We start from the raw sequence: 21704 nt of genomic DNA, 5'->3' as shown, positions 1-21704 counted from the left end.
GCGGATGGGGTGGATGGCTCCTGCTCCCCCGGCGTCGCAATGCGCCATAGTGCAGTTGTTATCGACTGCTATGAAAGGAGCCACCCAATGCAGGTTACAACAGTCGGCCTAGATCTGGCCAAGAACATTTTTCAGGTGCACGGGATTACAGCGCACGGAACCGTTGTGTTCAACAAGTCGCTCAGGCGGGCACAGCTGTTGGACTTCTTCAAGAACCTTGAGCCGTGCCTTATTGGTATGGAAGCCTGTGGATCGAGCCACCACTGGGCGCGGCAGTTCCAGAAGCTTGGCCATGAAGTCCGTCTGATGCCAGCAATGTACGTGAAGGCCTATGTCAAACGCGGCAAGTCCGACGCAATTGATGCAGAGGCGATCTGTGAAGCGGTCACGCGCCCTACGATGCGTTTCGTGGCGGTCAAAACTGAGGAGCAGCAAGGCGTTTTGTTCCTTCACCGTGCCCGTGACATGGTTGTGCGGCAACGAACCCAGCTCAGCAACATGCTGCGTGGCCTGCTTGGTGAGTTCGGCATCGTGATTGCTCAAGGTATCGGCAGGGCCGTGAAGTTTGCAAAGGCGGTACTGGACGGAGATCGTCCGAGCATTCCTGAAGTCGCCATTGAGGTCCTGACAAACCTATGCAACCAGATGGTCGCTCTGCATTTGCGTATCCTTTGGTACGATAAACGCATCCTGCTTGAGGGGCGGCGAGACCCCAAGGTTATGCTGCTGAGAACCATTCCCGGTGTAGGCCCGGTCACTGCCTCGGCGATCGTTGCGACCGCTGGTGACGGGCACCAGTTCCGCAATGGACGAGAGTTCGCTGCCTGGCTAGGGCTGACGCCCATCAACCGATCCAGCGGCGGCAAAGAACGCCTCGGGCGCATCTCCAAGATGGGAGATCGATACCTCAGGCGACTTCTGGTCACTGGCATGACCGCTCGACTGAACCAGATGAAGGTCAATCCTGACCGCGTCGACCCGTAGACGATGTCGTTGCGAGAACGAAAATCTCCGCGCGTTGCCACCGTCGCCATGGCCAACAAAACGGCCCGCATCATCTGGGCGGTCTTGACCCGCAACGAAAGGTATCAGCCTCACACAGCATAAACGCCAACCAAAGAACACCAGAGACGCAAGACCATTGAGATGATGGAGCAATGTCAGCCCGCCAACCAAGACACCCCGTCGAATGTCAGGGACACATCGTTGTCCGCGAAGCGGTTTGGGACTCGGTCAGCGGAAACCATCAGGGCCAGCAGCCGTGTGCGCTGCGAAAACAGGCCGGACACACGACAGCATCTGACAGACGCTCATATCAGCTCAAAAAATGTCTTGCTATGCAGGAGCCATCCACACAGGTCATTGAAAAGCTTTGCGGAGCATTTCGGCATCATCTAATCAATTGCGATCTGTCGAAGACCTTGCCAGTTTAGTTTCAAAGCAAATAGAGACAGGTGATTGATGCGCATGCACGTCGAGTATCGTTTTCACCCAGTAGGCCAGGGACTATTCTCCGCAGGGCGACTTACCCTTGGCTCGCCCTTCCGACACTCTTCTAAGCCAGATTTTCAATGGGTCTATGATTGCGGCACATCCTCGTCGCAGCGGCTCGTAAGGAACGCTCTTCGTAGGTTCCAGAGGCGTGCAAATGGACGCCGGCTAGATCTTGTTGTGATTTCTCATTTTGATGCAGACCACATCAGTGGAATGGTGCAGCTGCTCAATGATGTTGGCACGCACACCCTTATGCTGCCTTGGGCACCGCTTTGGCATCGGCTTGTCATCGGATACGCACAGGGGCTCGATCCCAGCGATCCTGAATTTGCGTTCTATACAGACCCGGCTCAGTACTTAGTCGATCAAGCCGGTGATGGGTTCCAGCAAATAGTCTTTGTGCCGTTTTCGGATGGTGACGGACCAGCTGATCCTGACGGAGACGGTGAGCCTGACTTCGACCCTGATGGCGATCTGCCGTTGAAGATCGAAGCCGAAGCAGAGGTCCGCCTGGAGATAGACGACCAAGATGGGATGGCCGAATGGATGTTATATCTTTCCGGCGCACGGCATCGTTGCCAGATGCTGATGATGTATCCGGGTAGCACGGCGTTCATCCCAAGAATTTGGGAATTCGTGCCCTACAATGACCCAACGAGCAGGCCAAAGAACGAGGCAAGGTTTGTCGAGCGTGTGAATGATTTGCGCGATGCCCTTCTAAACAGCTCCGATCATGATCGTGAGGACGCGCTGCGCGATCTGAAGAAACATTATGTGCGGATATTCCCGAAGTCTCAGCTCAACGATCTTAGCCTATTCCTATATGGAGGTCCCATCGGCCATTGGCGAGCCGACTGGCCGTGGTACGAGGAGCAATTTGACGGCTCTGCTATTTATACAGGTGATGGCAATCTAAGTACGGACCGTCAATGGCAATCGTTGGCCGAATATTTCGGGCAGAAAAGGTCTTTCCAGCCGACAGTGTTTCAAGTGCCCCACCACGGCTCCAAGAACAATTGGTTCACCGGTCTTGCATCCATGATCGAACCTCGGCTGAGTATCTTTAGCTCAGATCCCGGGCATCGCGGTTTCGGACATCCGCATGCAGATGTCTTGCGTGATCTCTGGCCATTTCGACCTGTGCAAGTCGATAAAGTGCAGAGGTTTTGGGCCCATTTTGAACTCCAGCGAAAATAAGACTATGCAAACTATGCGCCAATCGATCTTTTAGAGTTCAGGATGGTAAGTCTCGATCAGATTTCTAGTGAGCTGTTCACCGCGCTTTGAGATCAGTTCCAAATCTTCCTGCGTCATCGGATCGAAATCGGTTGGATAATCAAAAGTCTTGTCGCGCGCCACTAGATCAGGGGGCGGACATGGCAGTGCGGCATCGTTCTGCCCAAGGTACGGTAAGAGAAAGCCCTTGATCTCACCGCTTGCCTTAAGACGGTGTAGAAGATCGAACGTCATTGAATGAGTTCGACGATGAATTGTGTTGACCGTATCAATCATTCGAGAAGGCCAGAAATATGGTAGAGAGGAACCATCGGGAATGCCCTGACCTGCAACGCACGCAATAATGAAGTCAGTCTCGGTCACATTTGTACTAAAACTGCTATCGCGCTTGGGGATAAGGCAACTCGTCCCGAGGTTATCATAGACACCGCCATCACTGACGATTGTTCGATGCGTGGCAGTCTCACCGCGCTTTATGTAACGCTGCTGTTCGTCCAAAGCGGGAAGGATGGCTGGAAACGATGCGCTGGCGGCAACAGCTTTTGCGACTAACGTGTCTTCGGCAAGCGTTCCAAATCTCCAGCATCCAGATTCCATCGAGCCATAGCGAAATGCCGATTGGGTTCGGAGCTCTGACGCGTTGATAATGATTTGAAGTTTCTTGCGTTTGATCCCCTTGAGGAGGGTTCCTTTGAAATACTCATCATCGAGAAATCGTGCAAAGGCTGTCGTTCTGCTCGCAAATCTGGGAAGCGGTGCTAGAAGACGTAGCTTCAACGAAGCTAGGCTCGGATGCTTGATACCGACAAGCCCAAGTGCAGAAATTAGCAGCCTTGCTGATGAGCATAGCGCTGCCAGAACTCCTGATGTGAAGATCGTTCCAACGATCTTCGGCGCTTCACCTGAAAAGAGGGTGTATCGGATGATCCCCTTTTTCAGTCCTTTGCGCAGAAGCTTTTGCATGCGTTGATCAAACTCTTCGAAACTATCGTCCGAGTATGCCCAAAGCGCGCCGATCACACTTCCGCCCGATACAGTGGAAAGCGTTCGGACCTGATCGAGAATGCCGCGATCATTCAAGGCCCTCATACATCCAAGATGAAATGCTGCCGCTCGCGAGCCACCGCCTGATAGCGCAAGTCCGAATTTGAAAGACTTGCTACTCATCGACACTCTCCCTAGCGGCAAGGGTAACAACTTGAAATTCATTGCGCCTGAACAGATGAAAGCGCCAGGTCGGGCGCGTGGCTGCATGACCAACAATAAGCATCACAACGTGGCGCGGCGTCTTTTCCTGCAGATGGAGTATCTGCGCCATGGCGCGAAGATCGACCATGCTTGGCCTTGGCATGGAAACAGGATGGGTATGCCAGACACCAACGAACTTCGTTGAGTTGCCGCTTTCTTTTGCGTGGAACGCGCAGAGCGCGTGCGTGCCTTCGATGCCGCATTCAAACAGCTCGGGAGACTTCTTGCTGTCTGGCGGCGGTCCTGTCGCCACATCAATCGAGATTATTCCGAGTGCATCATCAATTTCGCCAAGGAGGATACCCCCAGTTTCATCCTTAGCGCTGCCCGTGCGGGCATTCGACTTGATCTCACTGTCTATTGCTGATTGCGCGCGATGAGAGAGATGGACGCGGTATCCATGATGGGCCTCGACGTGGATACTGGGCTGACAAAGCGAGACAACATGCGAGGACCTTGAGCCGTCATCATGTGAGGCGCTGACAAAAAAAGCCGTAGCCTGTGAGTCACCACCCTTCCTCAAGGCCGATGCTGCAAAGTTGAAGAAGGAGGATGCGAAAAAGGCGATATCCGCAGCTGATCCCACGAAGGTAGGCTCGGAGCAACCTGGTTCGGGCTGGAACCCGCGCTCGTGCTGATCGGCCGGCCAAAACGCTTCGGCGAAATCTGCCAAAGCGGTATCAGACATTGCGGCGACTTTGGTGCGGCGCAATAAGTCGGCAGGGCCACAGGCCGAACCCGGCATGTTCAAGGTGGCAATACCTTTTGATGCGTTTGCGCTGATGGCGCATCGTAGCATCGGCGGCACATCATTGTGCTTTGTCAGATCAAGCTGCAAGGCGGTGGCAACCCGTCTTGACGCCGTCGCATCAATGACAAGATCGAAGTCTTTTATATCGAGTGCCTCTGGCCAACCTTTTGTGAGATCAGCCTTGAGAAAATCGAAATCAGCCTTTGGATTAACTCTTTCTAACTCTCTAGTGAGAGCACTCTCCTTGGTGTAGCCAACCTGATAGTGCTTGAATTGCTGGCGAACTAGGATGCCAGCATTGACGGCTGAATAATCAACCAGGCGAATTTTTTCGGCTCCAGCGCGCGCCAGGTATTCACCGATATGAGAGCCGAGCGCGCCACAACCCAGCAGCGCAATCTTCTTGCCAAGAAACCAGCTGGCGTTGGTGCCCTGGTCACGACGATAGGTAACCTCGGGACGGTTATCGTAGACGCGGCACCATTCGGTCTTGGCCTCGGTTGCCCACTCAAGAACGACCTTCCAGGCTTCCAGCGTTGCCTCGGTATTCTCTTCCAGAATTATGTCCTGGAGAGCTTTGACATGCTCCGCATCCATCTTCCAGGCGCTGAGGTGCTGTCGTAAGGGCTCATCCGCCGCTCTTCGCCTCATGGGCGCCCCAAGAATAAAGTAGAGCGGTTCTTTATCAGGTTGGCACAGGGCAAATATTTTCAGGATTGAGAACAGCAAGTCGAAGGGAACGCCACGTTCTTCCAACGTCGTGATAAGTTTGCTGATTGTGTCAGGGTACTCCATCGGCATAGCCTGATTGAGCAGCACGACTGCGGCAAATTTTTCATCCTTCGGCAGCGAACTCGGCGTCTCGGACCATTCTGAAACATCAAAGCAATGGTCATTCCGTCTGGTAAGTTTTCCTGTCCCAAGCCAAAAGGATTTTCCATCTTCAATCTCTGGGGCATCGATCTCGACCGCGAGTTTGATGTCAGAGGAAGCGTATTCAACTGGCGGGTGAAGAGGGGCATCCTCCGGGTCAAGCTGATTGCGCGCCGCATCACGCAGCCAATCGTCCAGACGTTTGATCAGGCCAAACATTCCATCCTGCGATGCCCATTCGACATCGGTTGCCTGGTACAAACAGAGGTAGTCCCCCCACTGCACATGGGCGCGCCCCAAAAAGCGCTTATGCGCGAAGTAGACCCGAGGCGGTTCCACTGGAAAATGCGGCGACACGTGAATGTTCAGCGGCTCGCGCCTTCTATAGTCAAAGCCGCCATCTTCATAAGTGTATCCGCGCGTATCGATGGACACGCGAATAACAAGAGAAAGGCCTTCGCTGGCAGGTGGTTTTACGTCAACGATTTCAATCGTATCATCGCTAGCTGCTGCGATGTCTTGGAGCTGGTCGAGTGCAAGTTGTTGCCCCCTCGTCGTGAAATCAGCCATACCCGACCTGTTCCGAGGGCGGGCTGTCTGATCCGCGCGCATCATCAACCGCGTCGGCAAGTTTACTTGCAGCGGCCGCTTGAGCAACTTCTGGAGCGTCTAGCGCGCCGTCGGAAACATCAAAGACAAGAGGCTCTCCGTCTTCTCCATCCTCGTGGGTGCAGAGGAAGCCTCCATCAGCGACTTCTTCGTAGCGTTTCTTCGCTTTTGCGTGCGGTGGATTATCGCCAGATGCATTCTGTGAGGGAACTTTTTCGCTGCTGGCGATGATCACGCCGCCATCAACCTGATACTCGGCCAGATCATCAAGAATATCCTGCTTGAGAACTTCTTTGTCGCCTTCTTTCTGGTACATGGCCGACTTGCTGCAGTGATGCGGTGCAAGGAACACTTTCCAGGCCAGGTATTCCTCGTTGCCTGCCTTCTTCGTCGTGTCGATGATCTTGCGCAGACGCGGATAGGCAATATCGCCAAACAGGAGAACGCCCCCTTTGGAAGGGTCATCACCCAGTACAACCTGCATGCAAAGGCTTGTGTTGTTGCGGTCACCATCAGTTTCTTCCGCGAACGGTGCATGGATGAACGCGTTGAAGTCTCCCTCGTAATCGACGCCGTCAATTTCCGTTATCGAGTTGCCAGGAACAGTCAGTCGATCTTCGGGGAAGCCGACGAAGTCATCTTCTTTGAGAAGGGCATCGTATCCGATGAGCCTGACGCGATCACCTGCGCCAACGTCGCCGCCCGAGTTGATCGTTTCCTGAACGCGGCGCTCGGCTTCTTCTTTGAAGGCTACGGCATCATCGCACAAATCCTGATCGTTCTCGATAAAGACGCGTGGTGTAAACCAGATCTCGCCAATCGTGACGCGATCAAGCAAATCTTCAAAGCCCTGAATGTGATCTTTGTCAGGGTGTGTCAGTGCAAACGTCGAAAGGTATGGTTTTCCGTTCACTTTAGGAAGGTACTCAACGAGCTCGTCAACCAGGGCAGCGTGATCATCGTCTGCCTCGTCACCGCTATGAAGGTCTCGCAGGTCAACCTGCAGAACGATGCCATCCTGCACGACGATGGTTGTGCTGTCTCCCGTGCCGACGGGCCAGAACATGACTTGGGGTTTATCAAACACTGTATACCTCGTGATTGTCCATGAGCACGACCATTGGCCGATGCCACGGCTGATCTAAGTTTACCACCCATATTGGAATTGGGGCAACGCCGTACAAGATATGGTATCGAGATAAGAGTGGTTTTCTTGGCTATTTTCTCGGGCAATCGAAAAGTCTCAGGGTTGGTCGAGCTGAACGTCCAGGCTGAGTGCGGTTGATTTCGACATTCAAACAAACGGCTGCTTTCACGAGGACAGGAGGCTTTCGACTGGGGCGCAGCGAACTTCCGCTTCCCGCCCTCTATGGCCGTCAGACCATGCCCACCGCCCTACCGATGAATTGGCTTTTTGCCACCCTCCTCTTGCAGCATCACTTCCATGTCGCTCAAGCCATCGACTGCAGAGCGCATCTGCGCCTCATCATCCACCCCCACTGTCTCGGCATCCGCAGGCTGTCCCCCAAAATCCATCTCCATCTGGCGTTGTTCCTCGGCGATAACGGCTTGAACGACAGGCGCGGTCTTTTTTGGGGTGAAGTCGGTTTGCCCTGACGTTTGACTACCAGCAGCCTGGCGTGCGACCTCTACAATGGCCTCATGTCCACCTGACCCATTCGAAGGCGGTGTCATTGGCATGGCGCGCATGCTCAGCGGCAGCGTGCCTTGCGGTCCCCCTCCCCCCGGCTCCGGAAACGGCAACTCCCCCGTCTGCGCCGCGTGGATCGCTTTGAACAGCCGGTCGTCAAAATACTGGATCCGCTTTGCCCGGACCGGCATTTGCGCGTCGATGACCATGACGATTTCGTCGAGCGGCAGGCGGCGCGCCTCGTCTTCGGGGAGCAGAGAGCTCTCTTCGGTCCGTGTGGATTGGCTTCGGCCCTCGAAGGGGTTTTTGCCGATGGATTGCGACCGCGTGACCACGGTTTTGGTGGTCTTCCCGACCGCCTTGCTCAGCTCCTCGACGGTCTTCTCATCCGAGGGCGTCAGGTAGAGCTTCACGCCGGCGTTGCCCTGCAGGGCGCGGCGTGTGTTCTCGCCATAGATTTCATCGAGGGCGGGGATGGTTTGGGTGACCACGGCCAGGTGGCCACGATAGGTGCGTAAGGTCTCGATGCTTTCGACCACGATGGGCATTTTGCCCAAGCGATTGAACTCGTCGAGCATGATCATCACGGGCCACGGCTCGTCTGGCCCGGGGTCCTTTTCTTGCATGGCGGAGAGGAGATCAGAAAAGAAGAGCCGGATCAGCGGCGCGAGGGGTTTCACCATTAGCGGCTGGACCACGAGATAAACCGAAAACGGCTTCTTGCGGATCGTGCGGAAATCAAAGTCCGAGACCGCTGTCGCCTCATCGATCGCCGGGTTCTGCCATTGATCCAGTCCCGAGGTCATCAGAAGCGAGACGTAAGAGGTCAGCGTGTCGTTGTTGGTCGACGCGAGCCGCGTGAAGATCAGCTTGGCCGCCCGGTTGTCGACCTCGTGGCCGCGCGCAAAATACTCCTTCTGCTTGTTCCCGCCCGAGGCGGCGATGCGGTAAATCTCGCCCAGGGTGGGACGCTTGCGCTGGAAGGCCAACAGGCCTGCCGCCACGAAGAGATCGATCCCGCCTTTGAGGAGGCCCTGCACCCGGTCATTGTCGCTTTGCAGGAAGAGCGTCGCCAGAAGCTGCAATTCCATCTGCTGGCGCGCAGGATCTTTCAGCTCGAAGATACGCAGAAGCGGGTTGTAGCGATGCGTGCGCTTGCCCTCCCAATCGGTGGGGGCAAAGCGATAGACCTTGTCGCCTTGGGCTGCTCGGTGCCGGGCCGTGGCCTCGAAGCATTCGCCCTTTACATCGAGCGTCACGGCGGAGCCTTGCCAGGTCAGCAGGTTCGGAATGACAAAGCCCGTGGTCTTGCCGCGACCCGTGGGGGCCACGATCAGCGCATGTGGGAAGACTTTCGAGCAGATGTATTTTGCGCGGGATTTTGGAGTACCGAGCTTGCCGAGAACGAACCCGGTCCCGGGTGCGCCGAAAAACCCGTTGGCCTTCATCTCGCGCGCAGTCTGCCAATGGGTCTGGCCAAAGCGTGTGAGCGCGGATCCCGACAGGGCGAGGCTCAGCATCATACCGGCGGCGGCGAAGCTGCCGATGATCAGGTGGATGAGCTGGGCATCTTCGGGGCGGCGATCGAGGATCGCCAGATAGTTCTGCGCGATATAAGCAAAGTCGATCTCGGCCCCGAAGCCCAGATCCTGGTAGGTCAGCACCGCCGAGGCGATGGTATAGCCCATGGCGGCGGTCACCAGCGTCACGAGAAGCACACCGGTGGCGATCCGCGCTTTTCCCATGGCGGCGCTCAATGGACCTGACCCCGCTCGGTCTCGCCATCCACGTCTGTCGCGCGGTGCCGTTCGTATTCGGTGTCGGCGAGTTCATCGACCACCTGGCGCAAGGCCTCCGTATTGGCCGTCGCGGCATCGGATTGCAGGTAGACCTTGGCGACATAAAGCCGGTCGAGGCGGTCCTCGAGAACCTTGTCCAGCGCATCGGCATCGCCGGATGTGAGCCGCTCAAGTTGGCGGTCATCCAGCACCCGCGCGATCTCCTCGCGGAATGCCTCACGATCGGCTTCCGCCTCAAAGGGCGTGGACAACTCCCCCGCCCGCTCGTGGTCCAGGACGCGCGCAATCTCGTCTGCAAGGCGGTCGGATCGGTCAAACTGCGGTGCAGTTTCATCCCCTGTCGCGAGGGTCTCCTCGCGCGTGCCAACCCCAATCCCATCGCGCAACTCGGTTTCGCGGCGGACCTGGTTGATGGCCTCCGTGTCGCGGATCTCGGCGACGGCCGCGTAGGTCGCGCCAAGCCCGCGGGCGAGGTGCGACGGCATGTCCGGATATCGCCTGCGCAAGTCATCCGCGACAGCATCTGCAACAGGCGTGCGGACATCGCGTGCCTCCATGATCCGGTCGACCTCGCGGATAATCTCGCTGGCGCGGGCCACATCGGTGATGGTCTCCCGGTAGGGCTCGGACCGGTCGATCACATCGTCCGGACGGGCGAGCAGGTCTGGATGTGCCTCGAGATACGCGCGCTGCTCCTCCTCGATCCGGCGCTCCGCCCGCGCGACAACCTCCCAGTCCCGGTCCTCGATCTGCCGCGCTGTCAGGCCCTCCGCGCGCATTTCCAGACTGATTGTCCCTTCCATCGCCCGGACCGCGTCCCGGTGATAATGGAACCGCTCGCTGACCGGTTCGGCTTCGACGACGCCATCCCGGCGCAGCACGTTTTCCCGTTCCAGAAGCGTGCCGAGTTCGACATGCACGTCATTCAGGATGTCACGCGCCTGTTCCAGATCGGCGCGGCGTTCGAGATTCAGACCGCGCGTCTCGGCCACCTTGGAGAGATCATCGGCGATCCATTGATGCTCGAGAGCCGCATTCGAGGCCCCGGTCTCGATCCGGGCCACCACTTCCGATGTGCTGATCCCGGTTCCGCGCAGGGCGGTGTCTATGCGCGACCGCAAGTCCGTCTCGGCCAGACGGTCCAGCTGACTGGTGTCGATGTTCGCCTCTGAGTAGACCCCGCCCGCCGACGGCACCTCAGACAGTGTGCTCGAACGTAATCCGAGCGGCTGCATGTGCTGGACCTGCGTCTGGATCTCGATGAGGCGTTTTTCCAGCACGGGACGTTCCGCGTCAGGCTTTTCGGCGATCATGCCCTGCACCCGCGCGAGCTTCTCCGCATAGAGGCTTCTCAGATCCTCGAAACTTTGATCCTCGGCCATATAAACATCTCCTGTTCGGTCCACCTGCCCGCCGCGCGCCAGCACCTCGCCCGCGCGGAAGAGTGCCGCCGCAATATCCTCGCGGGCTTCTCGCGAAGCTTCCGTGGCGAGCGAGTGGTAGACAGTTCTGGTGTTGGCGATCTCCGCCAACGTCCGCGTCAGGTCGGTGCCCACGCGTTCACGCTCGCGAGGTGCGCGCCCCTCTTCTTTCGCCGCATAGACCTCGCTGGTCCGGGCGGGGTAATGTACAACCCCGCGATCCACCCGGCGCGTGGCCTCCAGGCGCACGCCATACTTTTCGGCCTCCTCGACCATGGCGAGGCGGAAATCGTCATAGTTGAAGCGGTGGTTGCGCCCCAGAAAGAAGAACTCGCCTTCCTGCGAGCGGCGGTTCAGCACCAGATGCGCATGCGGGTGATCGCGGTCTTCATGCACCGCGATGATGTAGTCGAAATGCCCCTCATCGGTCTGGAAGAACCGCTCGGCCACATCCGTCGCGATGTCACGCACATCCTCGCCCCGCGTGCCGATGGGGAAGGACATGAGCATGTGGGTGGTCTGCCCGAGCTTGGGTTTGAAGCCCGCATCCCACCGCTTGGCAAAGCGCTCGGTCAGGTCCTTGATGTCCTTCGCTTCGAGCTTCGCCTTGCCATCCAGGAACCCACTACTGTCCACGATATGGGTGGACTTTGTGGTCAGATAATCAAGCTGGTTTGCGAGCTGCGATTTGGTATGCGTGCCGCCGCCCCGGATCGCCTTGAAGACCGCCGGCCGGTGCCCTGCTGCCGCGCGCACAAGCTGGGACTGCTTGGCGACATGCAGCCCCTGTATTGAGCCCCGGATGCGACTCCAGCCATCCCGGAAGACCTCGCCCGTGACGGCATCGACGGCATCATTCAGCCGCATGGGCAAACTCCCTCAAGGCGGCCGTGGCCTCGAGCTTCATGACGTCCCGACGGCGGCGCAGCAGCAGGTCGATCTCGTCAGCGGAATCCAGAATGAACCGGGCCAGCCCGCGCATCTGCGCGAGGCGCAGTCCCGAAAACTCGGCACTCGTGCCGCCCACGGCCCCCTGCACCATCTGGTTGGCCTTCGTCATCTGCTTGGCGATCTGCACGACACCATTGCCGACCTCATGCAGCGATGCGCGGTAGCGCGCCATCTCTGCTGCCGTCTGCTCGTCCGGAACGAATACCCCGCCTGCCGCCTGGATCAGCCGCCGCAGCCCCTCGGCGCGGCTCTCGATCCCGGCCTTCGCCAGCACCTCGTCGAGCGCCTCAAGCTCCGCAGCCGTGACCTTCACACTGACTGCTGAGACCGGGATGGCGGCATCCGTCTGGCGCTCGGTATCAGCTTTGAGCGTGTACTGGATCGCCCGCGGCGACACGCCAAACCGCTCAGCAAGCACCGAAGTGGAAACGCCTTCCGCTGCCTCGCGAACGATCTCCATGCGGTCCGCATCGGTGAGACGTTTTGAGCGCGACATGCGAAGAAAGACCCCCTATTTCCTGCCACCTTCCACCAAGGCTGACCCCACCTTACGATAATATACCTTACTGTCAATTATATACTTACGTTGCATTCAGACTTAGTCAGCCTTGGTGTCCGCTTCGCGCCGCGGCCCGCAGGGACGCGGCTCTGCCACCCTCACCATCGGGCGACCACCTGTCCAATGGGTCCCCTTCCCCAGCACCGCCCGAGGGCCTGGCCGAACACGCACGTGTTCGGACGGAACCGCGGGCGGGCGCAAACCCCACCGACAGGGCGGACAGGCAGGGTCAAGGAGGGCCAGATTTGGCTCCGCCAAATCTCTGCCGCAAAAACCGGGAGGCCCTGGCCTGCCTGTTTTTGTGGATGGCCCCCTTGAGGCTGACTGGCCGGTCTGTCGCGGCCGGATCATTCCGAGCGGCGATCGTCCGTTGCGCGCGCAGCGACCGGCACCAAGAGGAGGTCACTTCGGGCGAACTGACCGCCGGACACGGCATCCCTGGAACAGGGATCGGGCCGCCCCAAGATCGTCCTGGGGCGGCCCATCCTCGCCAGAGGATTTAGTCCTGGGGATCTTTCGCGCTCGGTGGGAACATCACCAGCTCCGAGACCGCGACCGGGAAGTCGAGCTTGAGGCTGAAGAACTCCGAGCCGTCCCCGTTGCGGGTGTTGCGGAACATGGCGCCCACGCGTTGGAATCGGGTGCGCTCCTGGCCATCGGTATCGGTGAACTTGACGGGAACGGTGGCGACGTAGTGGTTGGTCATTTGGGTTACTCCTTATTGCGATGAGGATCACCCAGCACGGGGGCAAGAGGACCGGTCGCAAGCGCAAATGCGGAGGGTCCGCGGCCCCGCCGTGGAAGCCGTATTTGTGCTTGCCGAAGCGTGAGCTGAGGGCACGAACGGGCCGACCCCGTGCGATCCACATGCATAGCAAAAAGGAGGGACCCGATTGACCTGTGCCATCACGCAGTCGCCACCATCCGCGTCCACGTCCTGCCGAACCTGGCCGGGGTGCTGATGACGCCCGCCCGCGTGGATGCGATGTTCCGCGACACCACCCGAGGGTCGAGCAGGGCTTCAGCCTCAAGTGCGACGTCTCGACCCCTCGCGTCTTGCGCTGCTGACGATGTGCTAGGTGCGCACCATCCCCAGCCCGTACCGATGCGGATGGGCCGAACTCTGACGGGCTGGGTAGAGGGATGACGGTGCTGGACGCCGTGAGATGCAGATCAAGTGTGACCGATCGCACGCGCCATGAGATATGACGAAAGGACCGCCCGAAGGCGACCCGGTTATGGCCATCACGCGCCCAAGCTGTCGAGCATCCTCCTGGTATCAGGCATTCGCTTCAGCGAGTTGCCGATGTGTTCCCGCCAGCGCGGCCCAACCTCCATTGCGGCGGCATAGGCCCGAGCCAGATCATCGGGCCGGTCCTCGGCCATCGCTTCGATAAGGAAAGCCGCCTGCTCGCGGTCCTTCGCGGATTTCAGGCTCCCTGCCCCATCGCGGCGCCGGTCGGCAATGATCAGTTTGTGGACCGCATAACGCTCCGGGCGGGGCACCTGCACCAGAACGCCGGATCTATAGATCGCCGCCGCGTGGATCGGCTCAGCGATCAGGAAGTTGAGATAGTTCAATCCTTGGGCGTTCACGCCCAAGGCTGGCAGATCACGGATGGTCTCATCTCCGAACGCCGGTGTGAGAAACTCGACCAACTGGCCGCTGCCACCCTGGGCCCATCGCCATGTCCGACCTTGGTCAAGAGCTGGCAGAGGATCGAATTTGAGCGCTGAGAACGTCTCGGCAAGACCCGGGTCGACCTGATCCTGCAACGCAACGCTGAGCTTCTCGAACTGCGCGATGTCGATGTCGCCAGTATTGGCCATACCGCCAATTGGCAGACGGATACCAAGCTCGCCTTCATAGAGGCGAAATGCATTGGTTCCGACAATGGTGCCACCCAAACGGAAGGTTCCGGCTGCGGCCATGGCCGACAGGATGGAACCGGTCGCCCGGTCGGTGGGCGTCATGCCTTCCGCACGCAAGAGCCGGACAAGCCGCGACCGTTCCGCCTGCCGATCCTTGGCCGTTGCGCGCAGCTCTTCGATCCGGTCGATGCGCGCGCGCGTCTCGTCGCTGTCTTCGCCGATATAGATGAACCGCATCTCCGTCCCGACACGGCGCGCGGCATACCAATAAGCCTTATCCCCACGCTCCTTGAGCGTGGGCTTGCCTTCGACACCGGACAAGGCGTCGTCCTTCAGAAGACGCACCAGGTCGGTATAGGCGCTCATCGCGATGCTGCTGAGTGGGGTCATGCCTATCATTTTCAAGTTTTGCTTGGCATTCATATACCTATCAAAACAGGAAATTGCTAGGCAAAGTGATTTGGAGAACGTCCACACCCATAAGAAACGACGAAAGGGCCGCCCGAAGGCGACCCTCTCTCTTCAATCCTGCGACGCCTTCTTCGCCGGGTCCGCAACCCGCATGACCGTCAGGCCTTTCGCTTCCGCCTTCTGCCCGAGGTTCAGCGCGACCCCGTTGCCGCCGAAGAGCACAACCCCCGTCGCCGCGAACTTGTAGTCCAGCATCTCGTCGTTGCACTTGAACGGTGCCGCCCGCCCATGCGCGGACCAGCGCGGATCGAAACGCGCTTGTGCGACACCCCGTGCGCGAGCCCACCGAGCCGCGATCATCTCCGCCCCGTGCTTGCCTCCCTTGTGGCAGAGGAAGATTTCCTGATTGCGGTTCTGCTTGATCCGCTCGCGAACCTTGTCGAGCGTGTTGAAGATCACATCAACATCAGTCCAGTCGGTGGCGCCCGAGACGATCAGGGGAACACCCTCGACTTTCGACTTCTCGGCGGTTTCCCGGTCGTGCTGCTCCAGGAGCTGCCGCGCCTCGAAGACCGCCCCGGTCTCTTGCGCCCGGACGCTTGCGCGCGACCCGGCTGCCGGGATGAAGGCGTGGCCGGTCTCGATCTCGTAGCATTCCGCCGCAGCCTCGCTCATCACCTCTATGGCGCCGACAATCTCGCGCAGCTGCAGAAAGCGCGCTTGCGCTTCTTCAAGCGCGGTCTCGGCGATCTCCGATCCGTCATGGGATTTTGCCAGTGCGCCGATTTTGTCGGCGGTGCGGTCAATCTCCTTGCCAAGTGCCACCTTGCGCCGCTGCAGTATTGTCGCCAACCCATGGGCCAGCGGTTCGATTTCCGCCTCGAGCCCGGTCCCGCGCAACTGACCAAGCAGAGCCTCGAAGCTCTCGCGGATGATGCGGTCGGTCAGGATGTGATCTTCCGGGATCGGCAGCTGTGCATCCTTCTCGGTCAGCCCGAAAAGCTCGATGGTCTCGTAGGTGTTTGCTGTGTCGTAAGCCATATTCATTCTCCAGATATTGGGTTCGACCACCACGTGAGTGTGGGGGCATGGCCGAATGCCTGGTTTCCGAATCTGCCCGGGTCAGGGACGGCGCAGCCGCCGGCTTGCCGGGCGCAAAAGTTTTCTGCGTGCAGCACCCGACACATGCGCGCCCTCACACACGGGACCGCCCCCCGCCACGGGCACCGCCCTCGCCGAAAAGTTTTGCGATCCTTGACGCGGGCTGATTTGGGGGCCATCCGGAGGATATGCTTCCGCACTCATGTGTGTGTGTGTTGACGGTAGGTTTGACCGACCTGAGCAGGCAAACGGCCTGACCGGACGCGGGAGACGGATGGAGCGGCGGGATCGTTTTGCCGCGCAAAACAGACCAGAGCGCAATCCGGCGGAGCGGCTGGGGAGGGACGTGCTCGCGAGGCGGGCAAACCGGGACGCCAAGCGCAACGCCGCGGTGAGGCCGCATGGCCGAATGCGCGACGGACCGAAGGGCCGTTCTCCCCTGCGACACGCGAAGCCGAGCTGGGGAGGCCGCAAGGCTCAGACCAAGATTGATGTAGGGGCGACGCCGCTGCAAATTCCACAGATTGCTTTTCCACGCATTCGATCTGAGGGTGGGAAGCCGACATTCGATGCGTGCGCAACTCAGATGGAAGGCCTCGGCAGGAGCGGACATTCAGGTGGTTTCTGCGCATCGAACAGTCGTCTTGTCCTGCCGACGAGAGGCAGGACAGAATTCATGTTCCTATTTCAATATCTTGGGAAACCGGCACGGTGCCGAAAATGATCGAGTTGATATCTGTGTGCAAGGTCACGTCTTCTCTTGCGGTCTTGACTGACACCACCAACGCATATCGTGTCTTTTGCTGACGTGTGGCGGTATCAGCGCGGTTCTTCCACCAACCGCCGACCGGCTTAATGCAGAGCATATTACGCGCTAACAGCCACGCGGCTGGCCCTTTCCATTCGTTACAGTGCAGCGATCCGGACGGCGTGCCATCAGGAAAGCGCCAATTGTCGGTGTCCGATTGCGTGGGGGGCTTGCGTCGTGGGTCTGCTCGCTCTTCGACATTCACCCTCTTTTTGAATTCATCAGTGCTTTCCATCCGGCGTTTCAAGTCGAACCGCAAGCCGAACGACTGATACCGATATGGATCGAGCGAAGCTAACGCTCCGGGGTTTGGATCAACAAAGTATGACAAGGTGATCTTCAGTCTCACCTCCTCATCCCCTAGCGCTTCAAATGCCTGTCGCGGCCAGGGCAAGTCGTAATAGTGGCAATCTTTGAAGCCCGAGGCGCCATAGGGTTGGATTTCGGACTGCGCCACCAGAGCGAGATGGTTCTCAGCTGAAGCAATTGCCCGCTCATACGTGGGCACACCGTATCCGAAGTGCCGCAACAGCTTTGCAGCGTCGGTTTTCCCTAAAGGGTCTAGCGCAAACCGCATCTTGTCTGTCCACTCGGCACCGTGGACCATTAAGGCACGGATAGTCTCCGGCCAGTATTCAGGCTTGGCCGCCATCAAGCGGCACGCCAGTCGCGCAGCTTCGGCTGTGGCCGCGCTTGTAGCACGAAACGGCACCAACGGACGCCGGTCAACTTCGGGACCAGACGTTGCGACCGAAAGAGAGGTTGTATCGACAACGGTGGTTCGGGAAGCATCCACAGCGCGGTTTCCAGCTTCCATGACAATGTCGGGTTTAATCGGCCTATTGCGCCCCGTCGTCCATAGCGTCGAAGTCCTCGTGAAAGGGCTAAGGTCGCCCGCTTCGGCAAGCGGCGAATGATCGGCCAATTCAGGTTCGGCAATGTGGATTTTGTCAGTGTAGCCACCAACGGTTACGACATTCCAAGCCTGTGCCGGGTCCTCTATCGGATAAGTGTCCGAGGGTTGCACCTCGTTCAACATGATCGGATTGGGCGCATTTCCTGCGGAAACGACAATAAGGCGTCTGGGTGCCCTTTCGTCATCCATTGTGACGCCCGCAGCCTCTTGGTCAAGCGCGGCGCTCCATGTTGAAGGCTGTGTCCCTGAGATGTCTTCATTGGTAACCGCCATGCAGAAAACGCGGCGGCGTTCTGGTCGCCCGATTTCCGCAAGGCTGACGGCAGACTTCGTGATTGGGCCGTAGAAGCGCTCTTCGGGCTTTTCCATTCCCGGAGGCGGAAGGATTTTTACACTCTCAAGTCTGTGGGCCAGTTTAACCGGATTGTTATCAGCCAGCTTCGGCACGAGGTCGCCGTGCAGAGCGATCCCAGCCATTTGTGTTCCATGGCCAGGACGGGGACCGGTGTCGTCCACCCCCCATTCCCGACGAACACTGTAAAGGTCTGCGGGTGAAAGAGCTGGTTCAATCAAACTATGCGCACGATTGACGCCACTGTCCAAAAGGCAAATCGCTGGAACCTCTGCACCGGGCCATTCGATCCGGCCCGCAAGATCGTCGGTCCATTCAAACTGTTCATCAGGATTTAGGTCATCAATGAAGAAATGCGGAGTATCCGTGGCTCGTCGAAGTTCTGTGATTGAAAACCGCGCAAATAGCATCAACTCGATGGTAGCGCGCGCGGCAAGAACGGGAACAACCACGTGTTCTGGAAACACCAAACGCTGTTCCTTTGGAGCGCATCGTGCATCGAGCTTTTCAGCCAAAGCATCGAGAGCATTCTCTGCCGACTTGATGCACCACACCTCCCACCAGATCGTATCGTTGGGGTCTTGCGGCAGCGCTTCCAGATCATCTGTCCAGAAGGTTTCGAGACGGGCCTTTCGGATGGCCTCAATCGGTTCAACGAATGACTTGTATGGCGGGTTTTGACCTTTTTCAGTCAGTTCGCCCGACTGGTAGTCGGCCAGAATGCTTTCAAGTACCGGCTTTGCGTCTTCAGGAACAAACAGGCCAACGATCCGAGTATCGGCAGCTCCCAGCTTTGCAGAAGCCGGTTTCAGATGGCTTTTCTTCCTCTCCAGACTATCCGGGCTGGCGTTCGGTCTAAGCTCGACTTCCAAATAGACACCAGCAGCGGGAGATACCCGTTCATCGCGCGGACGATCTTGCTCAAAGTCGTTTGCTGCCTGCGAGAACTGCCCTCGGAGCATTGCGCCATGCTGCTGGCGGTCCCGAGGAGGAGGGCTTCCGGGAAAACGCTCATTGGTGGACTTGAAGTCCGCGCGCTCCCGTCTGCTTTCGATGTTGATATGCGGTAAGGAGTACTTGGATGCCATCTACTACTTGTTCACTGCCGAAGGTCGAAACGCCTCTCGCATTTCTCGCCTGTCATTCAGCCTGCGCAGCAGATCGTCCGATGTCACGTTCTTCCGCTCAGCCAGGATTGCGCTTTTCACCGCGTCTTCTGTTGCGCGGGCAATCTCAGACTGGCTCAACCCTTGGGCCGATGCAAGAATGCTCTTCCACTTCAGGTTGGGGAATTTCATTGGCCGCAGATTGAACTTGATGATCGTGCGGATTTCTTCGTCAGTGGGCGGACAGAATTCCATAACCAGATCGAACCGGCGCAACAGAGCCGGGTCGAGCAGGTCTGGATAATTCGTTGCGCCAATGATCACGCTGTCCGTGGAATTCGGCTCTTCCATGAATTGCAGGAAAGAGTTCAACACGCGGCGCATCTCGGCAACGTCATTCGTCGCGCCTCGATTTCCTCCGACAGCATCGAATTCGTCAAAGAGATATACCCCCCGGTGACGGGCGGTTTCGTCAAAAACGAGCCTCAGCTTGGCGGCAGTCTCACCCATGAAGCGCGTGATCAGGCTTTCTAGGCGGATTACGAACAACGGCAACCGCAACTCACCAGCCAAGGCTTCCGCCGACATCGTCTTGCCCGAACCCGGTGGTCCGACGAAGAGAACACGCCGGTTGGGCGTCTTGCCATGTTCGCGGAGCCAGTCACGCTTGTGCTGTTGCAAGACAACGTCATCCAGCCGCGTACGCAACGAGGCGTTCATGACGACGCTTTCAAGATCGAAGCGCGGCGGGCGCATCTCGATCAAGTCGGCAAGATCACCACGCGGGGACGCGAAAGGCACGGCGACGGTTTGGCCCGACGTCGCCTTCTCCCGCGCCTTGTCTACAGCGGCCCTCAGGTCTTCTGCGAGTGTACGACGCCCTTGCCGGGCCTCTGCGGCGGCAACCTGCAACGCAATTGAATAGAAATGCTCGTCGTCACCGTCCGCCTTGCTCTGGAGCATAGCCAGTATCTGCTTTGCGTTGGACATGCTCCAGACCCTTGGTGCTTGCGACGATTTCCTTTTTCCCAACGGGTTAGTCTGTCGGACCGTCTCGATTTTGTGCGAAGATCGCAAATCCTCGCTGATTTGTCGACGGGAATTCGGCACCCCAAGCAAAAACGCGACAGTGTGAGCGTAACGCCTCTGGCGAAAAAAGTCAGCTAAGACGTTCCGCAACGCAGCATGACGGTCAATGATGAAGGTCCGGTTGGGGCCAACCACGTCTGGCGTACCGCTTCAGTCCAGATCGACGCCGCCGAGGCGCGGCGCATGTACATGCGTTCGGATTAGGAACGCAGCGCCCGCGCCCGCGATGGCGCCGAAGAGATGTGCCTCCCACGACACGCCGGGTTGGCCCGGAAGAACGCCCCAGAGAATAGAGCCATAGAGGACACCGACCACCAGTGCCGCGCCCAGCGTGATCGGGGAGCGATCCACAAGACCGCGCGCGATGAGGAAACCAAACCAGCCGAAGATCAGCCCCGACGCACCGATATGGATCGCCGAGCCGCCGAACAACCACACGAGACCGCCCCCAAGGCCGATCACCACGGCGTTCACGGACAGCAAGGCTCGCGTGGTTGTTGCCACCAGCAGTCCACCCATCACCAGGAGCGGCGGCGTGTTGGCCATCAGGTGCGAGAAGCTCCCATGCAGGAGGGGCATAGCGATGACACCATCCAACCCGCTGCCATGCCTGGGGATCAGGCCGAAGGCCGGGTTCAGGCCGTAACCGGTGATCCAATTGACAACCTGAACCGCCCAGAGCAGCGCGACAAAGGCGGCAAGCGCCGCGGTTCGCCGGAAGAAGACGCGCATGTGATCCCGTTTCATCATGTTGGCGACAGTAGTCGTCCCCACAGCGCCTTCAACGGCTTTCGCGCGCTGCACAGGGTGCCACCTCCGGGAAAGGGGGTCGCGGCGGCCAACCTCGGTAGTGCTCAAGCCAAGAGAATGGCTCCGATCTTACACGGTGTTCCCAGGCCGCAGCGGCATGATTTCACGCTCGGGGCGCTTCAACGCTTCGGCATATTTGCGGGCATTGTCGTCAATCGTGCCGTGCCAAAGTTTGGAGACGAACGCGCGGGCGTCTTGGACTGTCATGTCTTTCAGCGAAGAGGACAGCGCCATGAATAGCTCATCCTCGCTGATCGCAGCGGCACGGTGCATGGCGTCCGCGTAAAATGATGGATCGTTCACAACCTGCTCGCTCAGAAGCATCCGCGCGAGGTTCTCTTCCGGGATCGCCATGAAGATCGTGTCCTGCAGGTCGGTCAGATAGGCGCGGCGCGATGTGGACACCGGCTTACCCGCCGCCTTGGCCTCCAGATATGCCTGCCTTGTCCTGTCGAGCTTTGCCCTTGCATGGGTCATGATGACATCACGCTGTCGTTCAGGCAGTGCAATTCCGGTGCAACGCTCGATATGAGCAAGAAGCTCTGCAACCTCTGCGTCTACATCAAAGCTCTCGAACCACGGAGCTTTTCCCAGTCTCGCCACCATGTGCCTACCCTCACCCATTCAATAATATATTATCGTATATC

The 21704-nt window shown here is 58.6% G+C and carries 14 protein-coding genes and 1 pseudogene; 2 read left to right on the top strand and 13 right to left on the bottom strand.

Annotation, left to right across the window (positions count from 1 at the left end; genetic code table 11):
• Positions 1 to 87: 87 nt before the first annotated feature.
• A pseudogene (locus AC2FNA_RS18330) lies at positions 88 to 1107 on the top strand (IS110 family RNA-guided transposase).
• A 354-nt stretch (positions 1108 to 1461) separates the two neighbouring features.
• A complete protein-coding gene (locus AC2FNA_RS18325) occupies positions 1462 to 2691 on the top strand; it encodes an MBL fold metallo-hydrolase (RefSeq protein ID WP_472734630.1) in 1230 nt (409 codons plus the stop codon).
• Positions 2692 to 2721: 30 nt separating this feature from the next.
• Here AC2FNA_RS18325 and AC2FNA_RS18320 read toward each other — a convergent pair whose 3' ends face one another.
• The 13 genes from AC2FNA_RS18320 to AC2FNA_RS18260 form a co-directional block, all read right to left on the bottom strand.
• Positions 2722 to 3897 carry a patatin-like phospholipase family protein gene (locus AC2FNA_RS18320; RefSeq protein ID WP_496828980.1) on the bottom strand — a complete coding sequence of 392 codons (1176 nt, stop codon included), beginning with the start codon at positions 3895 to 3897 and terminating at the stop codon, positions 2722 to 2724.
• Entirely contained in the window at positions 3890 to 6172 is a 2283-nt protein-coding gene (cap2-3, locus tag AC2FNA_RS18315) for an anti-phage 6A-MBL system cap2_3 protein (RefSeq protein ID WP_496828978.1), read from the bottom strand. Before cap2-3 ends, AC2FNA_RS18320 begins: the two co-directional genes overlap by 8 nt.
• Positions 6165 to 7277, bottom strand: coding sequence for an anti-phage 6A-MBL system MBL-fold protein (gene mblB, locus AC2FNA_RS18310; protein WP_415922822.1), 1113 nt, complete (start codon positions 7275 to 7277; stop codon positions 6165 to 6167). The genes cap2-3 and mblB overlap by 8 nt, the downstream gene beginning before the upstream one ends.
• Before the next feature lie 329 nt (positions 7278 to 7606).
• Positions 7607 to 9607 carry a type IV secretory system conjugative DNA transfer family protein gene (locus AC2FNA_RS18305; RefSeq protein ID WP_415922880.1) on the bottom strand — a complete coding sequence of 667 codons (2001 nt, stop codon included), beginning with the start codon at positions 9605 to 9607 and terminating at the stop codon, positions 7607 to 7609.
• 8 nt (positions 9608 to 9615) lie between these two features.
• Positions 9616 to 11949 (bottom strand): relaxase/mobilization nuclease domain-containing protein, encoded by a 2334-nt coding sequence (locus tag AC2FNA_RS18300; protein WP_415922823.1) that lies wholly within the window; start codon positions 11947 to 11949, stop codon positions 9616 to 9618.
• On the bottom strand, positions 11936 to 12529 hold the full coding sequence (locus AC2FNA_RS18295; protein ID WP_415922824.1) for a helix-turn-helix domain-containing protein: 594 nt from the start codon (positions 12527 to 12529) through the stop codon (positions 11936 to 11938). The genes AC2FNA_RS18300 and AC2FNA_RS18295 overlap by 14 nt, the downstream gene beginning before the upstream one ends.
• Before the next feature lie 562 nt (positions 12530 to 13091).
• A complete protein-coding gene (locus AC2FNA_RS18290) occupies positions 13092 to 13298 on the bottom strand; it encodes a hypothetical protein (RefSeq protein WP_007120662.1) in 207 nt (68 codons plus the stop codon).
• A gap of 539 nt (positions 13299 to 13837) precedes the next feature.
• Positions 13838 to 14854, bottom strand: coding sequence for a nucleotidyltransferase family protein (locus AC2FNA_RS18285; protein WP_496828975.1), 1017 nt, complete (start codon positions 14852 to 14854; stop codon positions 13838 to 13840).
• 132 nt (positions 14855 to 14986) lie between these two features.
• Entirely contained in the window at positions 14987 to 15916 is a 930-nt protein-coding gene (locus AC2FNA_RS18280) for a DUF2493 domain-containing protein (RefSeq protein ID WP_350080316.1), read from the bottom strand.
• 734 nt (positions 15917 to 16650) lie between these two features.
• The gene (locus AC2FNA_RS18275) at positions 16651 to 19140 is read right to left on the bottom strand and encodes a S8 family peptidase (protein WP_350080296.1); all 2490 of its coding nucleotides are present in this window, start codon (positions 19138 to 19140) and stop codon (positions 16651 to 16653) included.
• Between the two features lie 3 nt (positions 19141 to 19143).
• Complete coding sequence (locus AC2FNA_RS18270) at positions 19144 to 20148, bottom strand: AAA family ATPase (RefSeq protein WP_350080298.1); 1005 nt, start codon at positions 20146 to 20148, stop codon at positions 19144 to 19146.
• A gap of 249 nt (positions 20149 to 20397) precedes the next feature.
• Positions 20398 to 20997: a rhomboid family intramembrane serine protease gene (locus AC2FNA_RS18265; RefSeq protein ID WP_350080318.1), complete on the bottom strand. Its 600-nt coding sequence runs from the start codon at positions 20995 to 20997 to the stop codon at positions 20398 to 20400.
• Between the two features lie 129 nt (positions 20998 to 21126).
• The gene (locus AC2FNA_RS18260; protein ID WP_350080300.1) at positions 21127 to 21663 is read right to left on the bottom strand and encodes a hypothetical protein; all 537 of its coding nucleotides are present in this window, start codon (positions 21661 to 21663) and stop codon (positions 21127 to 21129) included.
• Positions 21664 to 21704: the final 41 nt, after the last annotated feature.

It is taken from the genome of Ruegeria sp. YKSD163 (genome assembly GCF_059612905.1).
The sequence above is the reverse complement of the archived record's forward strand: the minus strand, read 5'-3'. Positions and strand labels throughout refer to the sequence as shown.

Coding starts and splice junctions, on each gene's coding strand:
- AC2FNA_RS18325 (WP_472734630.1), top strand. CDS start 1,462: ATGCGCATGCACGTCGAGTATCGTTTTCACCCAGTAGGCCAGGGACTA.
- AC2FNA_RS18320 (WP_496828980.1), bottom strand. CDS start 3,897: ATGAGTAGCAAGTCTTTCAAATTCGGACTTGCGCTATCAGGCGGTGGC.
- cap2-3 (WP_496828978.1), bottom strand. CDS start 6,172: ATGGCTGATTTCACGACGAGGGGGCAACAACTTGCACTCGACCAGCTC.
- mblB (WP_415922822.1), bottom strand. CDS start 7,277: ATGTTCTGGCCCGTCGGCACGGGAGACAGCACAACCATCGTCGTGCAG.
- AC2FNA_RS18305 (WP_415922880.1), bottom strand. CDS start 9,607: ATGGGAAAAGCGCGGATCGCCACCGGTGTGCTTCTCGTGACGCTGGTG.
- AC2FNA_RS18300 (WP_415922823.1), bottom strand. CDS start 11,949: ATGCGGCTGAATGATGCCGTCGATGCCGTCACGGGCGAGGTCTTCCGG.
- AC2FNA_RS18295 (WP_415922824.1), bottom strand. CDS start 12,529: ATGTCGCGCTCAAAACGTCTCACCGATGCGGACCGCATGGAGATCGTT.
- AC2FNA_RS18290 (WP_007120662.1), bottom strand. CDS start 13,298: ATGACCAACCACTACGTCGCCACCGTTCCCGTCAAGTTCACCGATACC.
- AC2FNA_RS18285 (WP_496828975.1), bottom strand. CDS start 14,854: ATGACCCCACTCAGCAGCATCGCGATGAGCGCCTATACCGACCTGGTG.
- AC2FNA_RS18280 (WP_350080316.1), bottom strand. CDS start 15,916: ATGGCTTACGACACAGCAAACACCTACGAGACCATCGAGCTTTTCGGG.
- AC2FNA_RS18275 (WP_350080296.1), bottom strand. CDS start 19,140: ATGGCATCCAAGTACTCCTTACCGCATATCAACATCGAAAGCAGACGG.
- AC2FNA_RS18270 (WP_350080298.1), bottom strand. CDS start 20,148: ATGTCCAACGCAAAGCAGATACTGGCTATGCTCCAGAGCAAGGCGGAC.
- AC2FNA_RS18265 (WP_350080318.1), bottom strand. CDS start 20,997: ATGATGAAACGGGATCACATGCGCGTCTTCTTCCGGCGAACCGCGGCG.
- AC2FNA_RS18260 (WP_350080300.1), bottom strand. CDS start 21,663: ATGGTGGCGAGACTGGGAAAAGCTCCGTGGTTCGAGAGCTTTGATGTA.